The sequence below is a fragment of the Pedobacter sp. BMA genome (assembly GCF_001027745.1).
GTDB lineage: Bacteria > Bacteroidota > Bacteroidia > Sphingobacteriales > Sphingobacteriaceae > Pedobacter.
On the sequence record NZ_LECU01000006.1, the window covers coordinates 911,003 to 930,826 of the forward strand.

The 19,824-nt window shown below is 39.5% G+C and carries 15 protein-coding genes; 11 read left to right on the plus strand and 4 right to left on the minus strand.

The features are described from left to right. The first annotated feature begins 31 nt into the window (after positions 1-31). The 3 genes from bshA to AB669_RS16025 all read left to right on the plus strand — a co-directional run bounded on the left by bshA (position 32) and on the right by AB669_RS16025 (position 3,914). Positions 32-1,174, plus strand: coding sequence for an N-acetyl-alpha-D-glucosaminyl L-malate synthase BshA (gene bshA, locus AB669_RS16015; protein WP_047800262.1), 1,143 nt, complete (start codon positions 32-34; stop codon positions 1,172-1,174). 254 nt (positions 1,175-1,428) lie between these two features. Beyond that, positions 1,429-3,303 carry a beta-galactosidase family protein gene (locus tag AB669_RS16020; RefSeq protein WP_047800263.1) on the plus strand — a complete coding sequence of 625 codons (1,875 nt, stop codon included), beginning with the start codon at positions 1,429-1,431 and terminating at the stop codon, positions 3,301-3,303. Positions 3,304-3,467: 164 nt separating this feature from the next. After that, positions 3,468-3,914 (plus strand): KTSC domain-containing protein, encoded by a 447-nt coding sequence (locus AB669_RS16025; protein ID WP_047800264.1) that lies wholly within the window; start codon positions 3,468-3,470, stop codon positions 3,912-3,914. 48 nt (positions 3,915-3,962) lie between these two features. On the opposite strand, the gene AB669_RS16030 is transcribed toward AB669_RS16025, so the two are convergent. Then, on the minus strand, positions 3,963-5,075 hold the full coding sequence (locus tag AB669_RS16030; protein WP_047800265.1) for a lactonase family protein: 1,113 nt from the start codon (positions 5,073-5,075) through the stop codon (positions 3,963-3,965). A 182-nt stretch (positions 5,076-5,257) separates the two neighbouring features. After that, the gene (locus AB669_RS16035; RefSeq protein WP_047800266.1) at positions 5,258-6,775 is read right to left on the minus strand and encodes a pseudouridine synthase; all 1,518 of its coding nucleotides are present in this window, start codon (positions 6,773-6,775) and stop codon (positions 5,258-5,260) included. Positions 6,776-7,040: 265 nt separating this feature from the next. On the opposite strand from AB669_RS16035, the gene AB669_RS16040 reads away from it, so the two are divergent. The 8 genes from AB669_RS16040 (at position 7,041) to AB669_RS16075 (ending at position 17,827) form a co-directional block, all read left to right on the plus strand. Further along, on the plus strand, positions 7,041-7,823 hold the full coding sequence (locus AB669_RS16040; protein WP_047800267.1) for a lytic transglycosylase domain-containing protein: 783 nt from the start codon (positions 7,041-7,043) through the stop codon (positions 7,821-7,823). Positions 7,824-7,972: 149 nt separating this feature from the next. Next, complete coding sequence (locus AB669_RS16045; RefSeq protein ID WP_047800268.1) at positions 7,973-9,016, plus strand: ferredoxin--NADP reductase; 1,044 nt, start codon at positions 7,973-7,975, stop codon at positions 9,014-9,016. A gap of 89 nt (positions 9,017-9,105) precedes the next feature. Further along, a complete protein-coding gene (locus tag AB669_RS16050) occupies positions 9,106-10,047 on the plus strand; it encodes a hypothetical protein (protein WP_231582695.1) in 942 nt (313 codons plus the stop codon). Positions 10,048-10,158: 111 nt separating this feature from the next. Then, positions 10,159-13,059, plus strand: a complete 2,901-nt coding sequence (uvrA, locus tag AB669_RS16055; protein ID WP_082120699.1) for an excinuclease ABC subunit UvrA — start codon at positions 10,159-10,161, stop codon at positions 13,057-13,059. Positions 13,060-13,123: 64 nt separating this feature from the next. Continuing rightward, on the plus strand, positions 13,124-13,891 hold the full coding sequence (locus AB669_RS16060; protein WP_047800269.1) for a TatD family hydrolase: 768 nt from the start codon (positions 13,124-13,126) through the stop codon (positions 13,889-13,891). Between the two features lie 206 nt (positions 13,892-14,097). Further along, on the plus strand, positions 14,098-15,117 hold the full coding sequence (locus AB669_RS16065; RefSeq protein ID WP_047800270.1) for an asparaginase: 1,020 nt from the start codon (positions 14,098-14,100) through the stop codon (positions 15,115-15,117). Positions 15,118-15,339: 222 nt separating this feature from the next. Further along, positions 15,340-16,752, plus strand: a complete 1,413-nt coding sequence (locus tag AB669_RS16070) for a rhodanese-like domain-containing protein (protein ID WP_047800271.1) — start codon at positions 15,340-15,342, stop codon at positions 16,750-16,752. A 100-nt stretch (positions 16,753-16,852) separates the two neighbouring features. Continuing rightward, positions 16,853-17,827, plus strand: coding sequence for a YpdA family putative bacillithiol disulfide reductase (locus AB669_RS16075; protein ID WP_047800272.1), 975 nt, complete (start codon positions 16,853-16,855; stop codon positions 17,825-17,827). On the opposite strand, the gene AB669_RS16080 is transcribed toward AB669_RS16075, so the two are convergent. Together AB669_RS16080 and AB669_RS16085 are read right to left on the minus strand one after the other, a co-directional pair. Then, a complete protein-coding gene (locus tag AB669_RS16080) occupies positions 17,824-18,630 on the minus strand; it encodes an alpha/beta hydrolase (protein ID WP_047800273.1) in 807 nt (268 codons plus the stop codon). The two genes, AB669_RS16075 and AB669_RS16080, sit on opposite strands and share 4 nt — an antisense overlap. Positions 18,631-18,668: 38 nt before the next feature. Then, entirely contained in the window at positions 18,669-19,673 is a 1,005-nt protein-coding gene (locus AB669_RS16085) for a carboxylesterase (protein ID WP_047800274.1), read from the minus strand. Positions 19,674-19,824: the final 151 nt, after the last annotated feature.

Below are 19,824 nucleotides of genomic sequence, written 5' to 3' on the forward strand. Positions count from 1 at the left end.
TACATTTGCATTAACAACAACGCATTATTAAATGAAAATAGGAATTGTTTGCTACCCCACTTTTGGCGGTAGTGGAGTAGTTGCAACAGAGCTTGGAAAAGCACTTGCAAACGAAGGACATCAAGTTCACTTTATTACCTACAGCCAGCCTGCGAGGCTCGATTTCTTCTCGGCAAACCTGTTTTATCATGAAGTTTCAGTACGTGATTATCCATTATTTGACTATGCCCCTTACGAGTCTGCGCTAGCCAGTAAACTGGTTGATGTGGTAAGGTTTGAACAGCTTGACGTGTTGCATGTGCATTACGCAATTCCACACGCCTCGGCAGCCTTTATGGCGAAACAGATTTTAGCCAGTTATGGCATTCATATACCCGTTGTAACTACTTTACACGGAACTGATATCACTTTGGTAGGTAAAGATCCAACCTATAAACCAGTGGTAACTTTCTCCATTAATCAAAGTGATGGCGTTACAACCGTTTCTGATGACTTAAGGGAAGATACTTATAACCACTTTGAAATCACCAAGGAAATCAAAGTAATTCCTAATTTTATTGATTTCAGCCGCTTTAGCCTCCAGGCTAAAGATCATTTTAAAAAGGCAATTGCGCCAAATAATGAACGGATCCTGATTCATACATCAAACTTCAGAAAGGTTAAACGAACGGCTGATGTGATCAGGATTTTTGAAAAAGTACAAGCCGTTATTCCCTCTAAGCTATTGATGGTTGGCGATGGACCTGAGCGTGCTTACGATGAACAACTTTGCAGAAGTCTGAACATTTGCGATAGTGTAAGGTTTCTGGGTAAGCAAGATGCTGTTGAAGAAATTCTTTCTGTTTCTGACCTGTTCCTCATGCCATCTGAATCTGAAAGCTTTGGCTTGGCAGCCCTGGAAGCTATGGCATGTAAAGTGCCGGCCATAACAACAAATGCAGGTGGTTTACCAGAATTAAATGTTGATGGTTTTTGCGGATACATGAGCAATGTAGGGGATGTAGATGCGATGGCTGCAAATGCGATAGCTATTTTACAGAACGATGCTACTTTACAGCAATTCAAAGAGAATGCTTTTACAAGGGCACAGGATTTTGATCTCAAAAAAATCCTTCCGTTTTATATTGATTTCTACAAAGAGGTTATCGAAAATTCGATGCAAGTCAAATACTAAAATTTGCATTTCTGTTGCTTATTGGTTTATATTTAAACGCTTAAGTATACCTTGAGCAACAGAAAATCTTTGTTTCAGCAAATTTGAGCGTGATCAAACGTTTGTCTTTCTAGCAGATTTTTTCCCCTGAAAAGGATGGAAACAACATTATTTTGATTAAAAAATCAAGTTGCTACATTTTTTTAAATAAATATCCCTATTATTTTTCAAGATCTTTCTTGTGATGCCGAACCTTAGAAAAAAAATGAACTAAAATGAAAATCAAACTTTTTGCGCTGCTTTTAATCTGTGCGATGGCATCAAATGCAGGTGCCCAAACCAAAACTGCTAAACACACATTCGCTATTGCCGATGGTAATTTTTTACTTGATGGTAAAGCAATCCAGATTCACAGCGGGGAAATGCACTACGCCCGGATCCCAAAGCCTTATTGGCGTCATCGACTCAAAATGATGAAAGCAATGGGCTTAAATGCTGTAGCTACTTATGTTTTCTGGAACTACCACGAAACGGCTCCAGGTGTCTGGGATTTTAAATCAGGGAATAAAGATGTTGCCGAATATATTAAAATTGCTCAGGAAGAAGGGTTGTATGTAATTCTTCGCCCCGGGCCCTATGTTTGCGCCGAATGGGAGTTTGGTGGCTATCCATGGTTTTTGGCTAAAGTTCCCGGAATGGTCATTCGTGGCAATAATCCCCAATATCTTGCGGCGACAAAGGCTTATTTCACTGCGCTGTATGCTCAGGTTAAGAATTTACTGGTTTCCAATGGTGGCCCAATTATTATGGTTCAGGGAGAAAATGAATTTGGTTCATACGTAGCGCAGCGTAAAGACATCAGTATCGAAGATCACAAAAAATACAGTGCTGCAGTGTTCCAACAACTCAAGGATGTTGGATTTAATGTGCCGTTTTTTACATCTGATGGGAGCTGGTTATTTGAAGGGGGAGCATTGCCAGGCGCTTTGCCCACTGCCAATGGCGAAGACGACGTTGTTAAATTAAAAGAAACCGTTAATAAGTTTAACGGTGGGAAAGGCCCTTACATGGTAGCAGAGTTTTATCCTGGCTGGTTAGATCACTGGGCAGAGCCGTTCCCTAAAGTTTCCTATAAAAATGTCGCCAAACAAACGCAAAAATACCTGGATGGTAACGTTTCCTTTAACTACTATATGGTACATGGCGGTACAAATTTCGGTTTTACCTCAGGAGCTAACTATGATAATAAGCATGATATACAGCCAGATTTAACTAGTTATGATTATGATGCGCCTATCAGTGAGGCTGGCTGGGCCACTAAAAAATATGATACTTTGCGATCGATGCTTAATACTACAAACACGCCGCCTGTGCCTGCAAAGAACCCAGTCATCGAGATTAATAATATCACATTAAATCAGTTTGTAGATTTAGATGATATCAGAAATAAAATAGCGCCCGTAAATGATGATAAGCCTTTAACCTTTGAAGAATTAAACCAGGGACACGGGTACGTTTTATATAGTAAAAAATTTAACCAGCCCATTAGTGGGAAACTGGAACTTGCAGGCTTGCGCGATTACGCAATTGTATATGTAAATGGTACTAAAGTGGCTGAATTAAACAGCTATTACAAAAAATACGACTGCGAGATTGATATACCTTTTAATGCAACACTTGATATTGTGGTGGAGAATATGGGACGGATTAATTACGGCGCCAAAATTACCAATAGTACAAAGGGAATTATTTCGCCTGTTATCATTAACGGACAAACCATTACAGGTAACTGGGATATGTACAAACTGCCTATGGATGTTGTGCCAGATCTAACCGGCGCGAAGAATACTGCCACAGCTGGTCGGCCAACACTGTATGGAGGTACTTTTAATCTGACCAAAACAGGCGATACCTTTCTGGATATGCGTGGCTTTGGAAAAGGAATTGTATTTGTTAATGGGATTAATATAGGCCGTTACTGGAGCGTGGGGCCTCAGCAAACATTATACCTGCCAGGTTGCTGGCTTAAAACAGGTAAAAATGATATTGTAATATTCGAACAGAAAAATGATGTGCTTCAAAAAACCTTAAATGGATTAGGTAGTCCAATTCTTGAAGAACTGAAACCCGAGAACGGTTTGCCAAAATAGTTTGCATGCTCGTTCTATAAATCATGGTCGCCCATGTTGGGTGACCTTTTTGCATTAATAGATTTCAATGCAGTATATTGGCTCCTTAAAGGCTTTGAAAGAAATACTTGCAATTTTAAAACTTTCTCAAAATCAAATCATTATAAATCGTATCTTTGCCGCAAATGAAGAAAATAGTAGATTATAGAAGGCTTTTGAGTGTAGATAAAACCGCTAAGCTTGCAGACCTTAAGTCGGTTTATAGAACCCTAATGAAAGAATACCACCCTGATAAGTTTCAGGTAGAGGAGGAAAGACTTGAGGCAGAGGCAAAGAGCAAAGAGATTATCGAAGCTTATCACTTCCTGGTTAGCATTGCGCCTGAAACATGTGAGCAAAATTTAGAGATTTACATACAAACCATTACCAATTCAAATATTCTTGATTTTGAATATAAACAATCGGTATTAAACATTCAGTTTTTCGATGGTAGTGCATATGAGTATTTTGATGTGCCAAGAGCAATCTATATCAAACTGGTTAATGCAGATTCACCAGGTCGTTTCGCACGCCGTCACATTTGCAACTCTTACCCTTACCGTAATGTAGCTAAAGTTGCTGAAACAGCTTAGTAATATATAATCTAAAAAAGACTCGCAAAATGCGGGTCTTTTTTTTGGTTATTTATCGAACACCAGGCAAACAGGAGCGCCCACATCAATTCTGTTTCCGCTGTCAGTAAGTTTTCCGGTATTTTGATTTCTGTTAAATATCACAATGTTATTGGTATACTGGTGGCCAACCAATAGAAATTTGCCTGAAGGATCAATTGAGAAGTTTCTCGGTCCTTTACCTAAAGTACTTACCGTTTCAATATGCTTAAGTCTGCCTCCGGTTATTACTTTGAACGCTGAAATTGTATTGGCATCACCACGGTTGGTTTCGTAAACAAATTTACCGTCAGCCGAAACATGTATATCAGCTGCGTCAACTTTTCCATTAAAGTTTTTCGTAGTCGTCCCTATTTCCTGAATTTTGGCAAGACTGCCATTGGCATAGGTAAATACAGAAATCATTCCGTTGAACTCGTGGGCCAGGTAAGCAAATTTACCATTCGGACTAAAAGTGATGTGTCTTGGTCCGGTACCTGGAGTGGCTTTGATAACTGATTTCTGACTTAATGTTTCTTCTTTTCCTGTCGGATTATATTGGTAGATATACGTTTGGTCTTCGCCAAGGTCATTAACCACTAAATATTTATGGTCAGGGGTAAATTTAGTCATATGCACGTGAGCACTTTCTTGTCTGCCTCGCGGATCTATACTTTTTCCCGTGTGTTTAATTACCTGAACTGCCTCCGATATTGATCCGTCAGCCTGACGGGAGAACACAGCCAGACTCCCGCCCGAATAGTTTGCTACAATGACATTCTGAGCATCTACAGCGATAAAACACGGATCAGCACCATGGCTATCTACCTTATTCAGTAAAGTCAAATTACCAGTCTTTGCGTCATATTTGAAAGCACTTACGCTACTTGTATTGCCGGTTTCATTTACTGCATAAGCAAATTTTCTATCTGGCGAAATAGCAAGGTAGCTCGGGTTTGCTGTACCCCGGGTTACGTTTTTAAGAGTCGTTGTTCCGGCAGTAATATCAAAACTATAGGTATAGATGCCCTCGCTCTTTCCGGGGGCAGTATAAGTTCCAACAATAAGGTTGTATGTGTTTTGCTGAGAGAAAGCGGCTGTCGATAAAAGCGACATTAAAAATATTCCAAAGTACCTTTTCATAATTAATCCTTGTGTTCAACAAATATGAGAAAAAAAAATGTTCAGCCATTGGTTAAATAATCTTTATAAAGCCAATTACGCAAATTTCTTTAATAGCGATACGATAGTGCGGGATAGAGTTTAAACGTATTTTCCAGTGGTATTTAAATCAAAAAAGGCAATCTCTCGATTGCCTTTGTATTTTATTTTATCAGGTGTTTGATCTGAATTAGTTCATGATCTTCAAGGTAACGCCACCTGCCACGAGGCAGATCTTTTTTAGTTAAATTTCCGTAAACTACACGGTCTAACTTCTCTACACTATAGCCTAAATGTTCGAAAATACGGCGAACAATTCTGTTTTTACCACTGTGTATCTGAATACCAATTTCTTTTTTGGTTCCACCCGCAACATAAGATATGTTATCTGGTTTAATCAAGCCATCCTCAAGTTCTAATCCGAAAGCAATCTTGTTTAAATCGCCTTGTGATAAAGCCTTATCTAGCTCAACATTGTAAATTTTGGTAATGCCGTTCTTAGGATGAGATAATTTATCTGCCAGGTCACCGTCATTTGTCATCAACAATAAGCCGGTTGTATTGCGGTCTAAACGACCAACCGGATAAATACGTTCGCGACTGGCTTTATCCACCAATTGCATCACTGTACGGCGTTCCTGAGGATCGTCAGTAGTGGTGATATAATCTTTTGGTTTGTTTAACAGTACGTAAACTTTTTTCTCACGTTTTAATAACTCGCCATTATAGCGAACCAGGTCCTTTGCAGGGTCAACTTTATGCCCAAGCTCAGTAACAGCTTCACCATTCACGGTAACTACACCAGCTGCAATTAATTCATCAGCCTTACGGCGAGAGCAAATTCCGGCATTGGAAATATATCTGTTTAGGCGTATTAAGCCTTTATCTTCATTAGTTTTACGGGCAGGGGCAATAACCGTTCTCTCAGGCCTGTTAAATTCTGTATCTCTTGGGGCAGCATCCTCACGTTTTCTGAAAGGACGGGTGTCACCTTCCCTTGGTTCTCTTGGTTTTACATCTCTTGAGCTTCCGGCACTAGGCTTGAAGTCATCAGATTTTCCACCTCTGGATTTATAATCTTTATATCCACCTTCTCTAGGTTTGAAATCTCTTGATCCACCATCTTTTGATTTAAAAGTACGTTCCCCAGTTCTCGGTCTAAAATCTTTCGAATCTCCATCCTTAGACTTGAAATCACGCTCTCCTGTTCTTGGTTTGTAGTCTCTTGCTCCACCTTCTCTCGATTTAAAATCTCTGTCTCCTGTTCTGGGTTTAAAGTCTCTTGCTCCACCTTCTCTCGGTTTGAAATCACGATCGCCGGTTTTTCCTTTATAGTCTCTTGATCCGCCTTCTCTCGGTTTATAACCACGATCTTCTGATTTTGCACCAGCATCTTTAGATTTAAATTCACGGTCTCCGAATTTGAAACTTTGTGGTTCTGTATCTTTCGATTTAAAATCACGTCCGCCACTTCTTGGTTTGAAATCTTTTTTGTCGCCGAATGATTTCGATTTGAAATCCTTACCGTCTGCGCTTCTGGGTTTGAAGCCTTCTTTTGAATCGGATGATCTTTTGAATTTACTGTCTTTATCAGATCCGGCTGAATTACTTCTGCCTTCTGTTCTCCGGTTGCCCGGTTTGGACTTGTCATCCCGACTGTTCCTGTTGTTTTTATTTATCATGATACGCTTTTAACCGCATTGGAAATGCGGGCTGCAAATTTATGAAATAATGCTGAACAAAACAATGTGCAGGAGCCGAAAAATTTAGCTCAAAAATAGCCTCTAAAATAGAAAAAATGAGTCGAAAATCAAAATTTAAAATCCACGTTTAAAGCACTTTAAGGGCCGATTTATAAGGTGTTTTTTGTAACTATTTGATAATGTGCTTATTATTTTCTAGCTTTGCCGACGTTTTTATATAAGTTTCACCAAAAAAAGGAGGAAGATGTTAAAGAAACACATCGTACCATTTTCAGTAGTGGCAACACTATTTATCTTGGCAAAAGTGTTCACTTACCAAATGCCCTTAGTACAAAAAAGTCTTTTTAAGGAAGAAAAATTAAGCTCTACAATAACAAAAACTGACAGTATCAAAGTTCAAGACGTTGTGAAACCTCTTACTTTAATGGCCCAGTTAAATTTCGCGGATGAAACCCTGCCTTTGGGCGATAAAAGGGTAGAAAGAAAAATGAAAAAAACTCTTGCCGCACACATGTACAAGAACACACAAACGAATATCTTGCACAAAAAGGCTGCAAAATGGTTTCCTGTAATAGAACCTATTCTTGCCGCCTACGGAATTCCCAATGATTTCAAGTATTTAGCTTTGGTTGAATCAGGAATGCGGGAAGGAATTTCGCCTAAAGGTGCAGCCGGAATTTGGCAGTTTATGCCGGGTACAGCCCGTACTTACGGATTAAAGGTAAACGGCAGGGTGGATGAACGCTACAATTTGCGTAAATCAACCATTGCAGCCTGTAAGTACATTAAAGAAATGTACAGAGGGCTGGAAAGCTGGACACTAGTTGCTGCTGCTTACAATGTTGGCGATGGCCGCTTGCGTAAGCAGATCAATAATCAAAATCAAGACAATTACTACAAAATGAGACTGAACCGTGAAACGGGTGGTTACGTATACAAAGTAATTTCCATGAAGCAGATTATGGAGCACCCTAAACGTTACGGATACGAAAAACCGCGTGTATTATTAGCATATAACGCTGAATAATAAATTAAGATAAAGACAAGCATTTGGTAAGGCGTCCCGATATAAAATCGGGACGTTTTTTTTAAAATGCATTTCCCCCCACAGTCAGTCCTTTTAAGTCTTTATCCGTTCAGCTTTAGTCTTTCAGCATTAATCCTTTTCTTTGCACTATGTTCAAACTGCGCATCAATAAAATCATCAATCAGCCTGGCGAAAATATTACTTTTCAATTTGAGGAGGTAGAAGGGAAATATCCCAAATACATGGCAGGGCAATTTGTTTCTTTGGTTTTTGAAGGCAAGCACGGTGAAGTTAGACGATCTTACTCCTTCAACAGTTCGCCTGATGTAGACGAACCTTTGGCTATAACAGTTAAAAGAGTAGAGAACGGCGAAATTTCAAGATTTTTACATCATAAAACTACTGTCGGCGATATTTTAGCGGCACAAGAACCGCAGGGACTGTTTAGCTATGTGCCTGATAAGAACTTGGAAAGAGATCTTTTTCTGTTCGCTGCGGGTGTGGGGATTACGCCGCTTTTCTCTATCCTAAAAACAGCACTGGTTAGGGAAACAAAATCATTGATTACCTTAATTTACAGTAACAAATCAATAGGTGACGCCCTGTTTTATAATGAATTGATCGAGTGGCAGGAGAAATATCCTGAAAGATTGAAAATCATTTGGATATTTAGTAATAGCAAAAACCTGATGACTGCCCGTCTGAATAAATTTTATATAGAAAAATTGTTAAAAGAACATCTAAATTTTGAGCGGGATAAGGTTTTGTTTTATACCTGTGGGCCTATCATTTACATGGATCTGTGTAGGATAACTTTACTTGGGATGGGTTTTGATATAAAGCAGATTAAAAGGGAAACCTTTGTTTTGCCTGAGGATGAAGTGGATGAGGATGATGGTTCGGAGAAATCGGTAGATAAAAATACTTATTCCGTAATCTTGAATTTTAAAGGCGAAAGCTATTATCTCGATGTTCCCTGGCCGAAACGGATTTTGGATGTAGCGCTCGAAAACAAAATAAAGCTGCCTTATAGTTGCCGCGGAGGAGTTTGCAGTACTTGCGTGGCCAATTGCACCCGCGGAAATGTGCGCATGGATTATAATGAGATACTCACCGATGAAGAAATAAAAGAGGGAAGGGTTTTGGTTTGTACGGGACATCCGACTGAGAACGGGACAACGATAGAGTGGTAAGTGGTTTGCGGTCTTTCAACATATCTTACCAGGAAATAAAACCATACAACATTCATCAACGTTTATCGGATATGATGAAAACTTTTCTAATGCTCATTTTTATACTGATTAGTTTTCAGCTTTATGCGCAGGATTCTTTAGCTATTAAAAGAGAATACGCAAATAAACAATACGTGGGCCTTTATAAAGAAAATGCCGATTTCGCTTATACTTCCCCATATGGAGAATTAGGTGCACCTTCGAAATATGTCATCAACGGCCGTTTAACCACAACTTATGTGTTGTTGGGAAGTTATAAGTCGCCGGTTGCCTTTTCCATCATACCCGATTTTACCGTTCGTGTAAGAAATGAATTTTCGGCAGGTGTACGTACGCCAAGTTACAGGCTGGGCGGTGTGCTCTATGTTAGGCTAAATACCGAGCTCGAAAATTATAGATACGGAGAGCTGGCTTTTACCCATCACTCCAACGGGCAGGATCAGGATGCTGTAAATGCCGATGGAACGATAAACACGGTAACCGGAAACTTCAATGCCAATTATTTAACGGCTTCTTACCGCTTTGGATTTTTCACCGCGATAAAGCCCGACGAAAGTTTTTATTCCTTTAATCACCGCATAGGTTTGCAGTGGTATAAGTTTTTTAGGTACGAACCTGTTTTAGACCGGGGTTTCGGTTTTACCAGGTTATTGTACAGTTTTTCGTTGCGCAGGTACGATGAGATTGAGAAGAATGCACAAAATAAAACAAAAGTCAAAACCGAAAAAGAAACCTGGCGTTTAAATAGTGAGATTTCTTATGCGGTAAATCAGATTCCATTAAAAAACATGGCCAATATACAGAAGCGGTTAAATGCTGAGGTTGATTTCAATTATAGTTTTCCTTTCATGAACAATGTGTTTTTAATGGCTGCGATTGGTTATTATGGAGAGGATAATTACAATATTTATTTTCAGGATCACTATGGTTATTTGCGTTTTGGTTTGTCTTCCGGTTTCCTCAGAAATCGAAGTCGACATTATGACAATTAATCCTTAATACAGATTGCTTTGAGCTTTCTTTTTGATAAAATTTTTAGCAATTTTGCATGTTGAAATTCAGCCATCTTACGGGTTCAGTTTCTCCTCAACTTTTCAACAAATATGAGCAATAAATCTATCGACCTCGGTGAGCAAAAAGATGTAGAAGTATACGGTGCCAGGGTACATAATTTAAAAAATATAGACGTTAGTTTCCCACGAAACCAAATGGTAGTGATTACCGGCCTGAGTGGCAGTGGAAAATCATCCCTCGCATTTGATACTATTTATGCCGAAGGGCAGCGGCGCTATATGGAAACATTTAGTGCTTACAGCCGCCAGTTTATGGGAGGTATGGAACGTCCGGATGTAGATAAGGTTTCCGGGCTAAGCCCGGTTATTGCCATTGAGCAAAAAACAACCAGTAAAAATCCACGGTCGACCGTAGGTACCATTACAGAGATTTACGATTTCATGCGTTTACTCTATGCCCGTGCAGCGGATGCTTACTCCTATAATACTGGTGAAAAAATGGAGCGCATGAGCGAGGATCAGATTATCCAGAATATATTCAATAAATTTGATGGTGCACCAGTAAATATTTTAGCGCCTGTAGTGAAGGGTAGGAAGGGGCATTACCGTGAATTGTTTGAACAAATTCGTAAACAGGGCTATGTAAAGGTGAGGGTTGACGGGGAGATCAAAGACATTACCGCTAAAATGCAGGTAGACCGTTACAAAATCCACGATATTGAAGTGGTAATTGATCGGCTAATTGTTGATACGAAAGATAGAAAACGCTTGCTTGATTCCGTGCAAACTGCCATGAAGATGGGTAAGGGTGTAATTAAGATTAGTGATAAAGATAATCACGTAGCCCATTTTAGTAAGTTCCTGATGTGCCCGACAACAGGTATTTCTTATGACGAACCTCAGCCAAATAGCTTCTCTTTCAATTCGCCATATGGTGCCTGCGAACGTTGCGACGGTTTAGGGTATATTTTCGTAGTAGATAAAGAGTCGGTTATCCCAAATCCAAAACTGAGTATCCTTAATGGCGGTTTAGCGCCTCTTGGTGAATACCGCGATATCTGGATGTTTCAGGTATTAAAAGCACTGGCCAAAAAATACAGCTTCTCGTTATCTACGCCAATTGAAAAATTAAGTGATGAGGTAATCAATATCATTTTAAATGGTTCTCATGATTTAATCAAAGTTGAAGTAGAATATAATAAATGGAACGTTCAGAATTATAACATCACTTTCGATGGCATTATAAAAATGCTGGAAGAGCAGAATGAAAAGCGCAGCGAATCTGCCTCCGATGATATGGATGCTTTTCGCAAGTTGAAAACCTGTCCTGAGTGTAATGGTGCAAGATTGAAAAAGGAAAGTCTTCATTTCAAAGTTGATGGCATGAACATCTTCGATCTCTCATCGATGGATATCAACAACCTGAGCAAATGGTTTGAGAAAGTTGATGAACGCTTAACAGAACGTCAGAATATCATTGCCAAAGAAATTTTGAAGGAAATTAATGCCCGGATAGGTTTTTTAACCGATGTAGGATTAACCTATTTGACTTTGGACCGTACTGCCCGTACGCTTTCAGGTGGTGAAGCACAGCGTATTCGTTTGGCCACTCAAATTGGATCACAGTTAATGAATGTGATGTACATCCTGGATGAACCGAGCATCGGTTTGCACCAGCGTGATAATGAGCGATTAATTAATGCATTGAAAAATCTTCGCGACCTGGGCAACACGGTTTTGGTAGTGGAGCATGATAAAGACATGATTTTAGAGGCCGATTGGGTAATTGATGTTGGTCCAGGTGCAGGGATACATGGCGGAACCGTGGTTGCAGAAGGAACGGCAAAAGACATATTGAAATCCAATACCTTGACTGCCGCTTATCTGAACGGCGATAAAAAAATAGAAATCCCAAAAGTCCGCAGACCGGGCAACGGGCATAAATTGTCCATTATTAAAGCTACCGGACATAACTTAAAAGAGGTCTCCGTTGACTTCCCGCTGGGTAAATTTATTGCCGTAACCGGTGTTTCCGGTTCGGGAAAATCGAGCCTGATTACCGAAACACTATATCCGATTCTTAACCACCATTTTTTCAGAGCTAAAAAAACACCGCTGCCTTACGAGAAAATAAGTGGTTTAAAAGAAATAGATAAAGTTATCGAAATTGATCAGGCCCCGATAGGAAGAACGCCCCGCTCTAATCCGTCTACCTATACCGGTGTTTTCTCTGATATCAGGAACCTGTTTGTTCAGCTGCCAGAAGCAAAAATCCGGGGATATAAACCGGGTCGTTTTTCTTTCAATGTTAAGGGTGGAAGATGCGAGACTTGCCAGGGTGCCGGTTTAAAAGTGATTGAAATGAACTTCCTCCCCGATGTTCAGGTACCATGTGAAGAATGTGGCGGGAAAAGATATAATCGTGAAACTTTAGAAGTTCGCTTTCGTGGTAAATCAATTAGTGATGTATTGGATATGAGCATTGAAGATGCTTGCAATTTCTTCGAAAATATCCCGATTATATACAGAAAGATCAAAACGCTAAAAGATGTAGGTTTAGGTTATATTACTTTGGGTCAATCATCAGTTACCTTATCAGGCGGTGAGGCACAACGTGTAAAACTAGCAACAGAACTCTCAAAAAAAGATACTGGCAAAACATTTTACATTCTAGATGAACCCACAACAGGACTTCATTTCGAAGATATTAATGTGCTCTTAGGTGTATTGCAGGAGTTGGTTGAAAAAGGAAACACCGTGCTGGTTATTGAACATAACCTGGATGTGGTTAAAGTTGCCGACTGGGTAATTGATCTTGGCCAGGAGGGTGGTGCCGGCGGAGGAAGAATACTTTTTGAGGGTACACCAGAGGGACTGGTTCAGAATCCAATCAGCCTTACCGGTAAATTTTTGAAGAAAGAATTTGAATTTGACGGCTATTCATTCGAAGCTAAACCTGAGGTTAAAAAAGCAAAAAAGAAGAAAGCTTAATTTAAACATAAATATATTGTTACTGACGATCAGGATTAGTGCCTGATAATATGCCTGATACCAAATGATTTTCACCGACACCCATACCCATTTATATTACGAACAGGATAACGATAAGCAATCGCAATTGATGGAGCGTTGTTTTGAAAATAATGTAAATCGTTTGTTTCTTCCAAATGTGGATGTCAAATCAATTGCCATGATCAATGACCTGGTGAGTAAATATCCTGATAACTGTTTTGCGATGGCAGGCCTTCATCCTTGTGATGTTAAAGATGATTATATTTCAGTACTGGATACCATTAAAAACAGCATTCCAAATAGATCTGTTTACGCTATTGGTGAAATCGGCATTGATTTATATTGGGACAAAACAACATTGGCAATTCAGCAGGATGCTTTTCGAAAACAGATTGGGTGGGCTAAAGAATTAGGTTTGCCAATCGTAATACACTGCCGTGAAGCATTCGATGAAGTTTTTGAGGTATTAGAAAGCGAACGGGACGAAAAACTCAGGGGAATTTTTCATTGCTTTACCGGAAATGTTCAACAAGCCAAACAAGCCATTGATCTTAATTTTTATTTAGGTATTGGTGGTGTTGTTACCTACAAGAAGGCCGGATTAGACCTTGTACTTGCTGAACTCGATTTGAATGATCTGGTGCTGGAAACTGATTCACCTTATCTGGCTCCGGTACCTTTCAGAGGAAAACCGAATGAAAGTAGTTACCTCATCTATATTGCTCAGAAACTTGCCGATATTTATGGTGTATCTGTAGAAAAAGTGGCAAATATCACAACAGAAAACTCGAAGAAGATTTTCGGAATATAACGGTAAAACGTATTATTTCGTAAAACTGGTTCTCACAATTTATGCGTAGTTCCTACATTTATTATCATAATCATATTTTATTATCAATATTTTACTGATTTAATATTTATTTTGCCGTAATGCGCATATCTATTGCCAATATCAAAAATATGCCTGATCATTTGTAATTTTTTAGTTTCTTTGCGCTGAGCAACCCAACCAACCAAATGACCAAAATACTTATTATTTATACCGGTGGAACCATCGGTATGATCAATGATCCCAGTAATGGGATGCTAATTCCTTTCGATTTCGAGCAGATTAAAGATAATGTGCCAGAGTTAGGGCGTTTAGATTATCATTTAGATGTGCACTCTTTCAATCCGGTTTTGGATTCCTCTAACATGGATCCGGAAATTTGGAAAACCATTGCTGAGCTTATTTACGGTAAGTATGATCTTTATGATGGTTTTGTGATTCTTCATGGGTCAGACACCATGGCCTTCACTGCCTCGGCACTGAGTTTTATGCTCGAAAATTTAGGCAAACCGGTAATTTTAACTGGCTCTCAACTGCCGATAGGTGAGATTAGAACCGATGCCAAAGAAAACCTGATTACCGCATTGGAGATTGCTGCCACCAAGGAAAATGGTAAAGCCCTGGTTCCGGAAGTTTGCATCTATTTCGACGCACAATTGTTCCGGGGAAACCGGTCTATAAAATACAACAGTGAAAAGTTTGAAGCATTCAGGTCGCCCAATTATCCGGTTTTGGCTGAAGCAGGCGTTCATTTGCAGTTTAATAGAAATGATATGCTTAATGCGCCCGATGGTAAGCTGAACCTTAGAACCAATTTCAATTCCAATATTGGCGTTTTAAAATTATATCCGGGTATCACTCCACAGGCAGTACAAGCCATTACCGATTCGAAAGTCGATGCTATTATATTAGAAACATTTGGTTCAGGAAATACCACTACTGCCGAATGGTTTCTAGACAGTTTGCGCAGTGCGATCAGTAAAGGCAAAATTATCATCGATATTTCTCAGTGTAAAAAAGGATCTGTACAGTTAGGCCGGTACGAAACCAGCCGCGAGCTACAGAAAATGGGTGTATTGAGTGGGTACGATTTAACATTTGAAGCGACTGTAACCAAACTAATGTTCGTAATGGGACTTAAATTGTCTGTTGAGGACAGTAGTAAGCTGATGGAAAAATCAATTAGAGGTGAGTTAAGTCACGATTAGGCATCTTTCGCTATATAGTTTTCAAACCTTGCGAGCATAAAACTTGCAAGGTTTTTTGTTTTAAACAGTCAAGGTTTTATTTCTCAATAGAGAATTAGGTAAAACTTCTGCAATTATGATCCTCATCATTTCAGTTATTCTTAATTAGCGCTATTTTTGCTTGAAGGGTTAAGGGTAGACAGGCTTTGGCCAATCCCATATCTCAATGCTCATATCTAAAACATGAAAATAGAACAAATATATACCGGTTGTTTGGCAGAAGCTGCCTATTACATTGAAAGTGATGGAGAGGCGGCTATTATAGATCCACTGAGAGAGGTGGAAACCTATATAAAAAAAGCAGAAAAAGCTGGTGCAAAAATCAAATATATATTCGAAACCCATTTTCATGCAGACTTCGTCTCTGGCCATGTTGATTTAGCAGAGAAATCTGGGGCCAGGATTATTTACGGACCAACTGCTAAGACTGAATTTGATTCGCATATTGCGCAGGATGGAGAACAATTCAAAATCGGTCATCTAACCATCACTGCGCTACATACACCAGGACACACACTGGAGTCAACTACCTATTTATTAACCGACGAGAGCGGGAAGGATCACTGTATTTTTAGCGGTGATACTTTATTTATCGGTGATGTGGGTCGCCCCGACCTCGCCCAGAAGGGTGATTTGACGATGGAAGACCTCGCAGGCATGCTTTACGATTCATTAAACGAGAAAATTAAACCCTTAGCAGATGATGTTATTGTTTATCCTGCGCATGGTGCGGGCTCGGCTTGCGGCAAAAGCATGAGCAAGGAAACATTCGACAGTCTGGGACACCAAAAACAAGTAAATTACGCTTTAAAGGCACAAACAAAAGAACAGTTTATAACTGAAGTTACCGATGGGATTTTGCCTCCTCCACAATATTTCGCTAAAAATGCAGCAATAAATAAAGGAGAAATTGAAAGCATTGACAATGTATATCAAAAAGGTTTGAACCCTTTGATGCCTCAGGCATTTGAAGATACCGCAAATCAAACCGGAGCGATTCTGCTTGATACCCGTGATCCACAGGTTTTTGCAAAGGGATTCATTCCAAATTCAATCAATATTGGTTTAAACGGGCAATTTGCGCCCTGGGTTGGTGCACTGATCACTGATTTGAAGCAACCCATTTTGTTGGTGACAGATCAGGATAAAGAAGAAGAAACAATCACACGATTAACCCGTGTGGGGTATGATAGTACTATTGGCTATTTAGAAGGAGGATTCGAAAGGTGGACAGATAGCGGAAAAGAAATTGATACCATAGAATCCATTTCTGCCGAAGCCTTTGAACTCGCAGCTGAAGAAAATGACATTACTGCACTGGATGTTCGTAAACCTGGTGAATATGAATCTGAACACCTGGAGTTCACACTAAGCAGGCCTTTGGATTTTATCAACGACTGGACAAATGAGATTGATCCTAAATCAACTTACTACATCCATTGTGCCGGAGGCTATAGATCAATGATCGCAGCGTCCATTTTAAAATCAAGAGGTATAGAAAATGTAATCGACATTGCCGGGGGTTATGGAGCAATAAAAAATACAGGTTTAAAAAGAACTGATTTTGCATGCCCGAGTAAGGCGATGAAGGTTTAATTTTATTACCATCCAAGACAACATATTTGGATTTATTTGTCAATAAGCCTAAAAAAATCCTCGGTACCTCATGGTGTCTAAAGGTGGTTAACAATTTACTATGAGTGAAAACGAAAATCATTACGATGTATTAATAATTGGTGCTGGCCCCATCGGAATGGCATGTGCCATCGAAGCTCAAAAAGCAAACTTGAGTTATGTCATCATCGAGAAAGGTGCGCTGGTAAACAGTTTGTTCAACTATCCCGTATTTATGACTTTTTTCTCTACATCACAGAAACTGGAAATTGGAGAAGTCCCTTTTGTAACCATTAGCCCAAAGCCTAATAGAAACGAGGCAGTTGAATATTATCGCCGCGTGGCAGAAAAATTTAACTTGAAAATCAACCTTTTTGAAGTCGTTAACCAAGTGGTAAAGAATAATCATGTTTTTGAAATCCAAACATCCAAATCGACATATACTTCGAAGAACGTAGTTGTTGCTACTGGTTTTTATGATGTACCCTTGCTGATGAATGTGAAGGGTGAGGAATTGCCTAAGGTTACCCATTATTACAAAGACCCACATTTGTATGCTTTTCAAAATGTGCTGGTTGTTGGGGCGAATAATTCTGGCGTTGACGCCGCCCTTGAAACTTACCGCAAAGGGGCAAATGTAACGATGGTGATCAGAAGTGGCGAACTAGGTCCACATGTTAAATATTGGGTTCGTCCCGATATCGAAAACCGAATTAAGGAGGGAGCTGTCACCGCACATTTCCATTCAGAATTATTGGAAATCAGGGATCATGAAGTCGACATAAAAACACCAGATGGCGTAAAGACTATTCCTAACGATTTCGTAATTGCAATGACTGGTTATCAGCCGGATTTCTCCATGTTAAGAAGGTTCGGAATAAATTTGCCCGAAAGCTTATGTCCGTTTTATAATGAAGAAACCATGGAAACTAACGTTAAAGGCTTATATTTAGCCGGAGTAGTTTGTGGAGGTTTAGACACACACAAGCTGTTTATCGAAAATTCCAGGGTACATGCAGCGCTTATTGTAAAGAATATCTCGTCGAACATTTACTAACCCGTCTCTAAAAGTTGCAGCCCTTTGTAAAGGCTGTTGTGTAAAATTGTAAGATGATTCTCTTCAGGCATAGGTGCATAACTCACGTTTATTTTTTTACCATCTTTTAAAATACCTGCCAGCTTTTTTGCATCATCTTCCATTCGTTTGCCCTCTGTACCTACAGAAACATAGACTTTGAGGCCCGGCGGATATTTTTGCTCAATTGTTGCAAGATCATTCAATAACGATTCGTTGTTCCACCATAAACTCGGACTGATGATTGCATAATGATTAAAAAGCTGGGGTTTTTTTATCAGTATTTCCGTAGCAAGTAGCCCGCCCAGCGATTGTCCGATAATTGTTCTCTTAAGGTTGGTTTTGTACTTCTGTTGTATATAGGGTTGCAACTCCTGCTCGATGAAAGAAATAAAACGGTCGGATTTTCCTGTAGTCGGGAAGTCTTTCAAATCTTTTGGAATGCTTGTAGGGAAGGTGAAATCTTTTTTACGGTCTACATTGGCGATACCTACAACTATACTCTGCGGCATTTTATCAATCATACTTAGGAACTGTACCAGGCCGGCCACATGCAAAAAGTCTTCGTTTGCAGAACCATCAAGGAGGTAAATAACGGGATAAGTACGTGCAGAATCTGTAGCATACTCTGCAGGTAAATATATGTTCAGCTTTCGCGCTTCTTTTAGCACTTTAGATTGTATTTCCAGAATTTCGCCTATAATCAACGGATTTTTAGCAATCTTTTGCTGCGCTGATAAAGATAATGAAATAAGGAGGAAAAGAATTGAGATATTGCATTTCATAATATATAGCAAGATAGTAAGTAAGAATTATATGAACTTTATTTATTTGATTTCTCCTGTGTAAACTGCAAAGTGTTCTTAGTAAATTTACCAATAGCATGTTCTACAGCAGGCAGATCCTTCGAAGTGATATACGAACCAATAACATGGTTTCCAGCGTTTGGAACTGCCACTTTTCTTTTTAAACCGGCGGGTGTTCCCAGTTGTTCAAACATTTTCAGCATGGCATCAACGCGTACTACAGGATCTTGCTCAAGTTCGTTTTTATAATAGTATAACATTAAAACGGGCTGCTTTACTTTTCTAAATACAGCCCTGCACATGGTGCTTTCTACAAACTCCTGAAGCTCTACCAGCGATTCTATGCGGTAGTTGGTGTACCAGTATTTTTTGTATTCTTCGGTTCTGCCATCGACTTTTCTTTCATCGCTTCTCAGTACCTTTCTCGCAATTTGCAAGCCCCACGGATCGTTTAATAACCAGGCATTTTTATCATTTATAGCAACATTAGGAGATAATAAAACTAAACTGTTTATTTCTGGGTAAACAGATGCCAGTTTGATTGCGGCTGTCCCTCCCGTTGATGTACCAACTAAAATAACTTTTTTTCCCAGTGTCTTCCCGATAGCATAGGCTTGCTTGCAGCTTTCCCATAGCCTGTCTGCAGTAAAGTGCTGCATGGGTGAAATGGTATCTAAACCATGATCAGCTAAACGGGCGAGAAAAAGATTTGCACTTAAGGTATTAGCCAGATTAAGGTGAACCGGGTTGCCCTCCATTTTTGAGGCAGAAAAACCATGCAGGTAAACAATGGCATATTCAGTTTGCTCATGCCCCCGGTCTGCCCATATAATCTCAGCTTCGTTCCCCGGTTTAACTTGATGTTCGCTTTCTATGCTTTTAATGTAAACATCTAAATCACGCAGTTCAGGAATTTTTGGCAGCGCTTCACTGTAAATCGGTTTCCTTGGTTTTGGACCCAGGAAATATCCAGCCACTAAAAGTGCTGAAAACCCTACCAATAATTTATACCGCTTTTTCATACCAAATTTATAGTGGTTTAAATGTAAACTTTGAAAGCTAAAATCACGAATTTTTCTACAAACCGCACCGGCAGGCCGCCTTAATGCTTCCAATACCTGTAATATGCCGAATATTAGCCGGCGTACATTATCTTTTTATGGGAAATAACCT

What these genes read in the sequence shown, in the direction of transcription:
- AB669_RS16080 (WP_047800273.1), bottom strand. Translation starts at nt 18,630, where the DNA reads ATGAAATGCAATATCTCAATTCTTTTCCTCCTTATTTCATTATCTTTA.
- bshA (WP_047800262.1), top strand. Translation starts at nt 32, where the DNA reads ATGAAAATAGGAATTGTTTGCTACCCCACTTTTGGCGGTAGTGGAGTA.
- AB669_RS16075 (WP_047800272.1), top strand. Translation starts at nt 16,853, where the DNA reads ATGAGTGAAAACGAAAATCATTACGATGTATTAATAATTGGTGCTGGC.
- AB669_RS16030 (WP_047800265.1), bottom strand. Translation starts at nt 5,075, where the DNA reads ATGAAAAGGTACTTTGGAATATTTTTAATGTCGCTTTTATCGACAGCC.
- AB669_RS16040 (WP_047800267.1), top strand. Translation starts at nt 7,041, where the DNA reads ATGTTAAAGAAACACATCGTACCATTTTCAGTAGTGGCAACACTATTT.
- AB669_RS16060 (WP_047800269.1), top strand. Translation starts at nt 13,124, where the DNA reads ATGATTTTCACCGACACCCATACCCATTTATATTACGAACAGGATAAC.
- AB669_RS16065 (WP_047800270.1), top strand. Translation starts at nt 14,098, where the DNA reads ATGACCAAAATACTTATTATTTATACCGGTGGAACCATCGGTATGATC.
- AB669_RS16085 (WP_047800274.1), bottom strand. Translation starts at nt 19,673, where the DNA reads ATGAAAAAGCGGTATAAATTATTGGTAGGGTTTTCAGCACTTTTAGTG.
- AB669_RS16045 (WP_047800268.1), top strand. Translation starts at nt 7,973, where the DNA reads ATGTTCAAACTGCGCATCAATAAAATCATCAATCAGCCTGGCGAAAAT.
- AB669_RS16050 (WP_231582695.1), top strand. Translation starts at nt 9,106, where the DNA reads ATGCTCATTTTTATACTGATTAGTTTTCAGCTTTATGCGCAGGATTCT.
- AB669_RS16035 (WP_047800266.1), bottom strand. Translation starts at nt 6,775, where the DNA reads ATGATAAATAAAAACAACAGGAACAGTCGGGATGACAAGTCCAAACCG.
- AB669_RS16025 (WP_047800264.1), top strand. Translation starts at nt 3,468, where the DNA reads ATGAAGAAAATAGTAGATTATAGAAGGCTTTTGAGTGTAGATAAAACC.
- AB669_RS16020 (WP_047800263.1), top strand. Translation starts at nt 1,429, where the DNA reads ATGAAAATCAAACTTTTTGCGCTGCTTTTAATCTGTGCGATGGCATCA.
- uvrA (WP_082120699.1), top strand. Translation starts at nt 10,159, where the DNA reads ATGAGCAATAAATCTATCGACCTCGGTGAGCAAAAAGATGTAGAAGTA.
- AB669_RS16070 (WP_047800271.1), top strand. Translation starts at nt 15,340, where the DNA reads ATGAAAATAGAACAAATATATACCGGTTGTTTGGCAGAAGCTGCCTAT.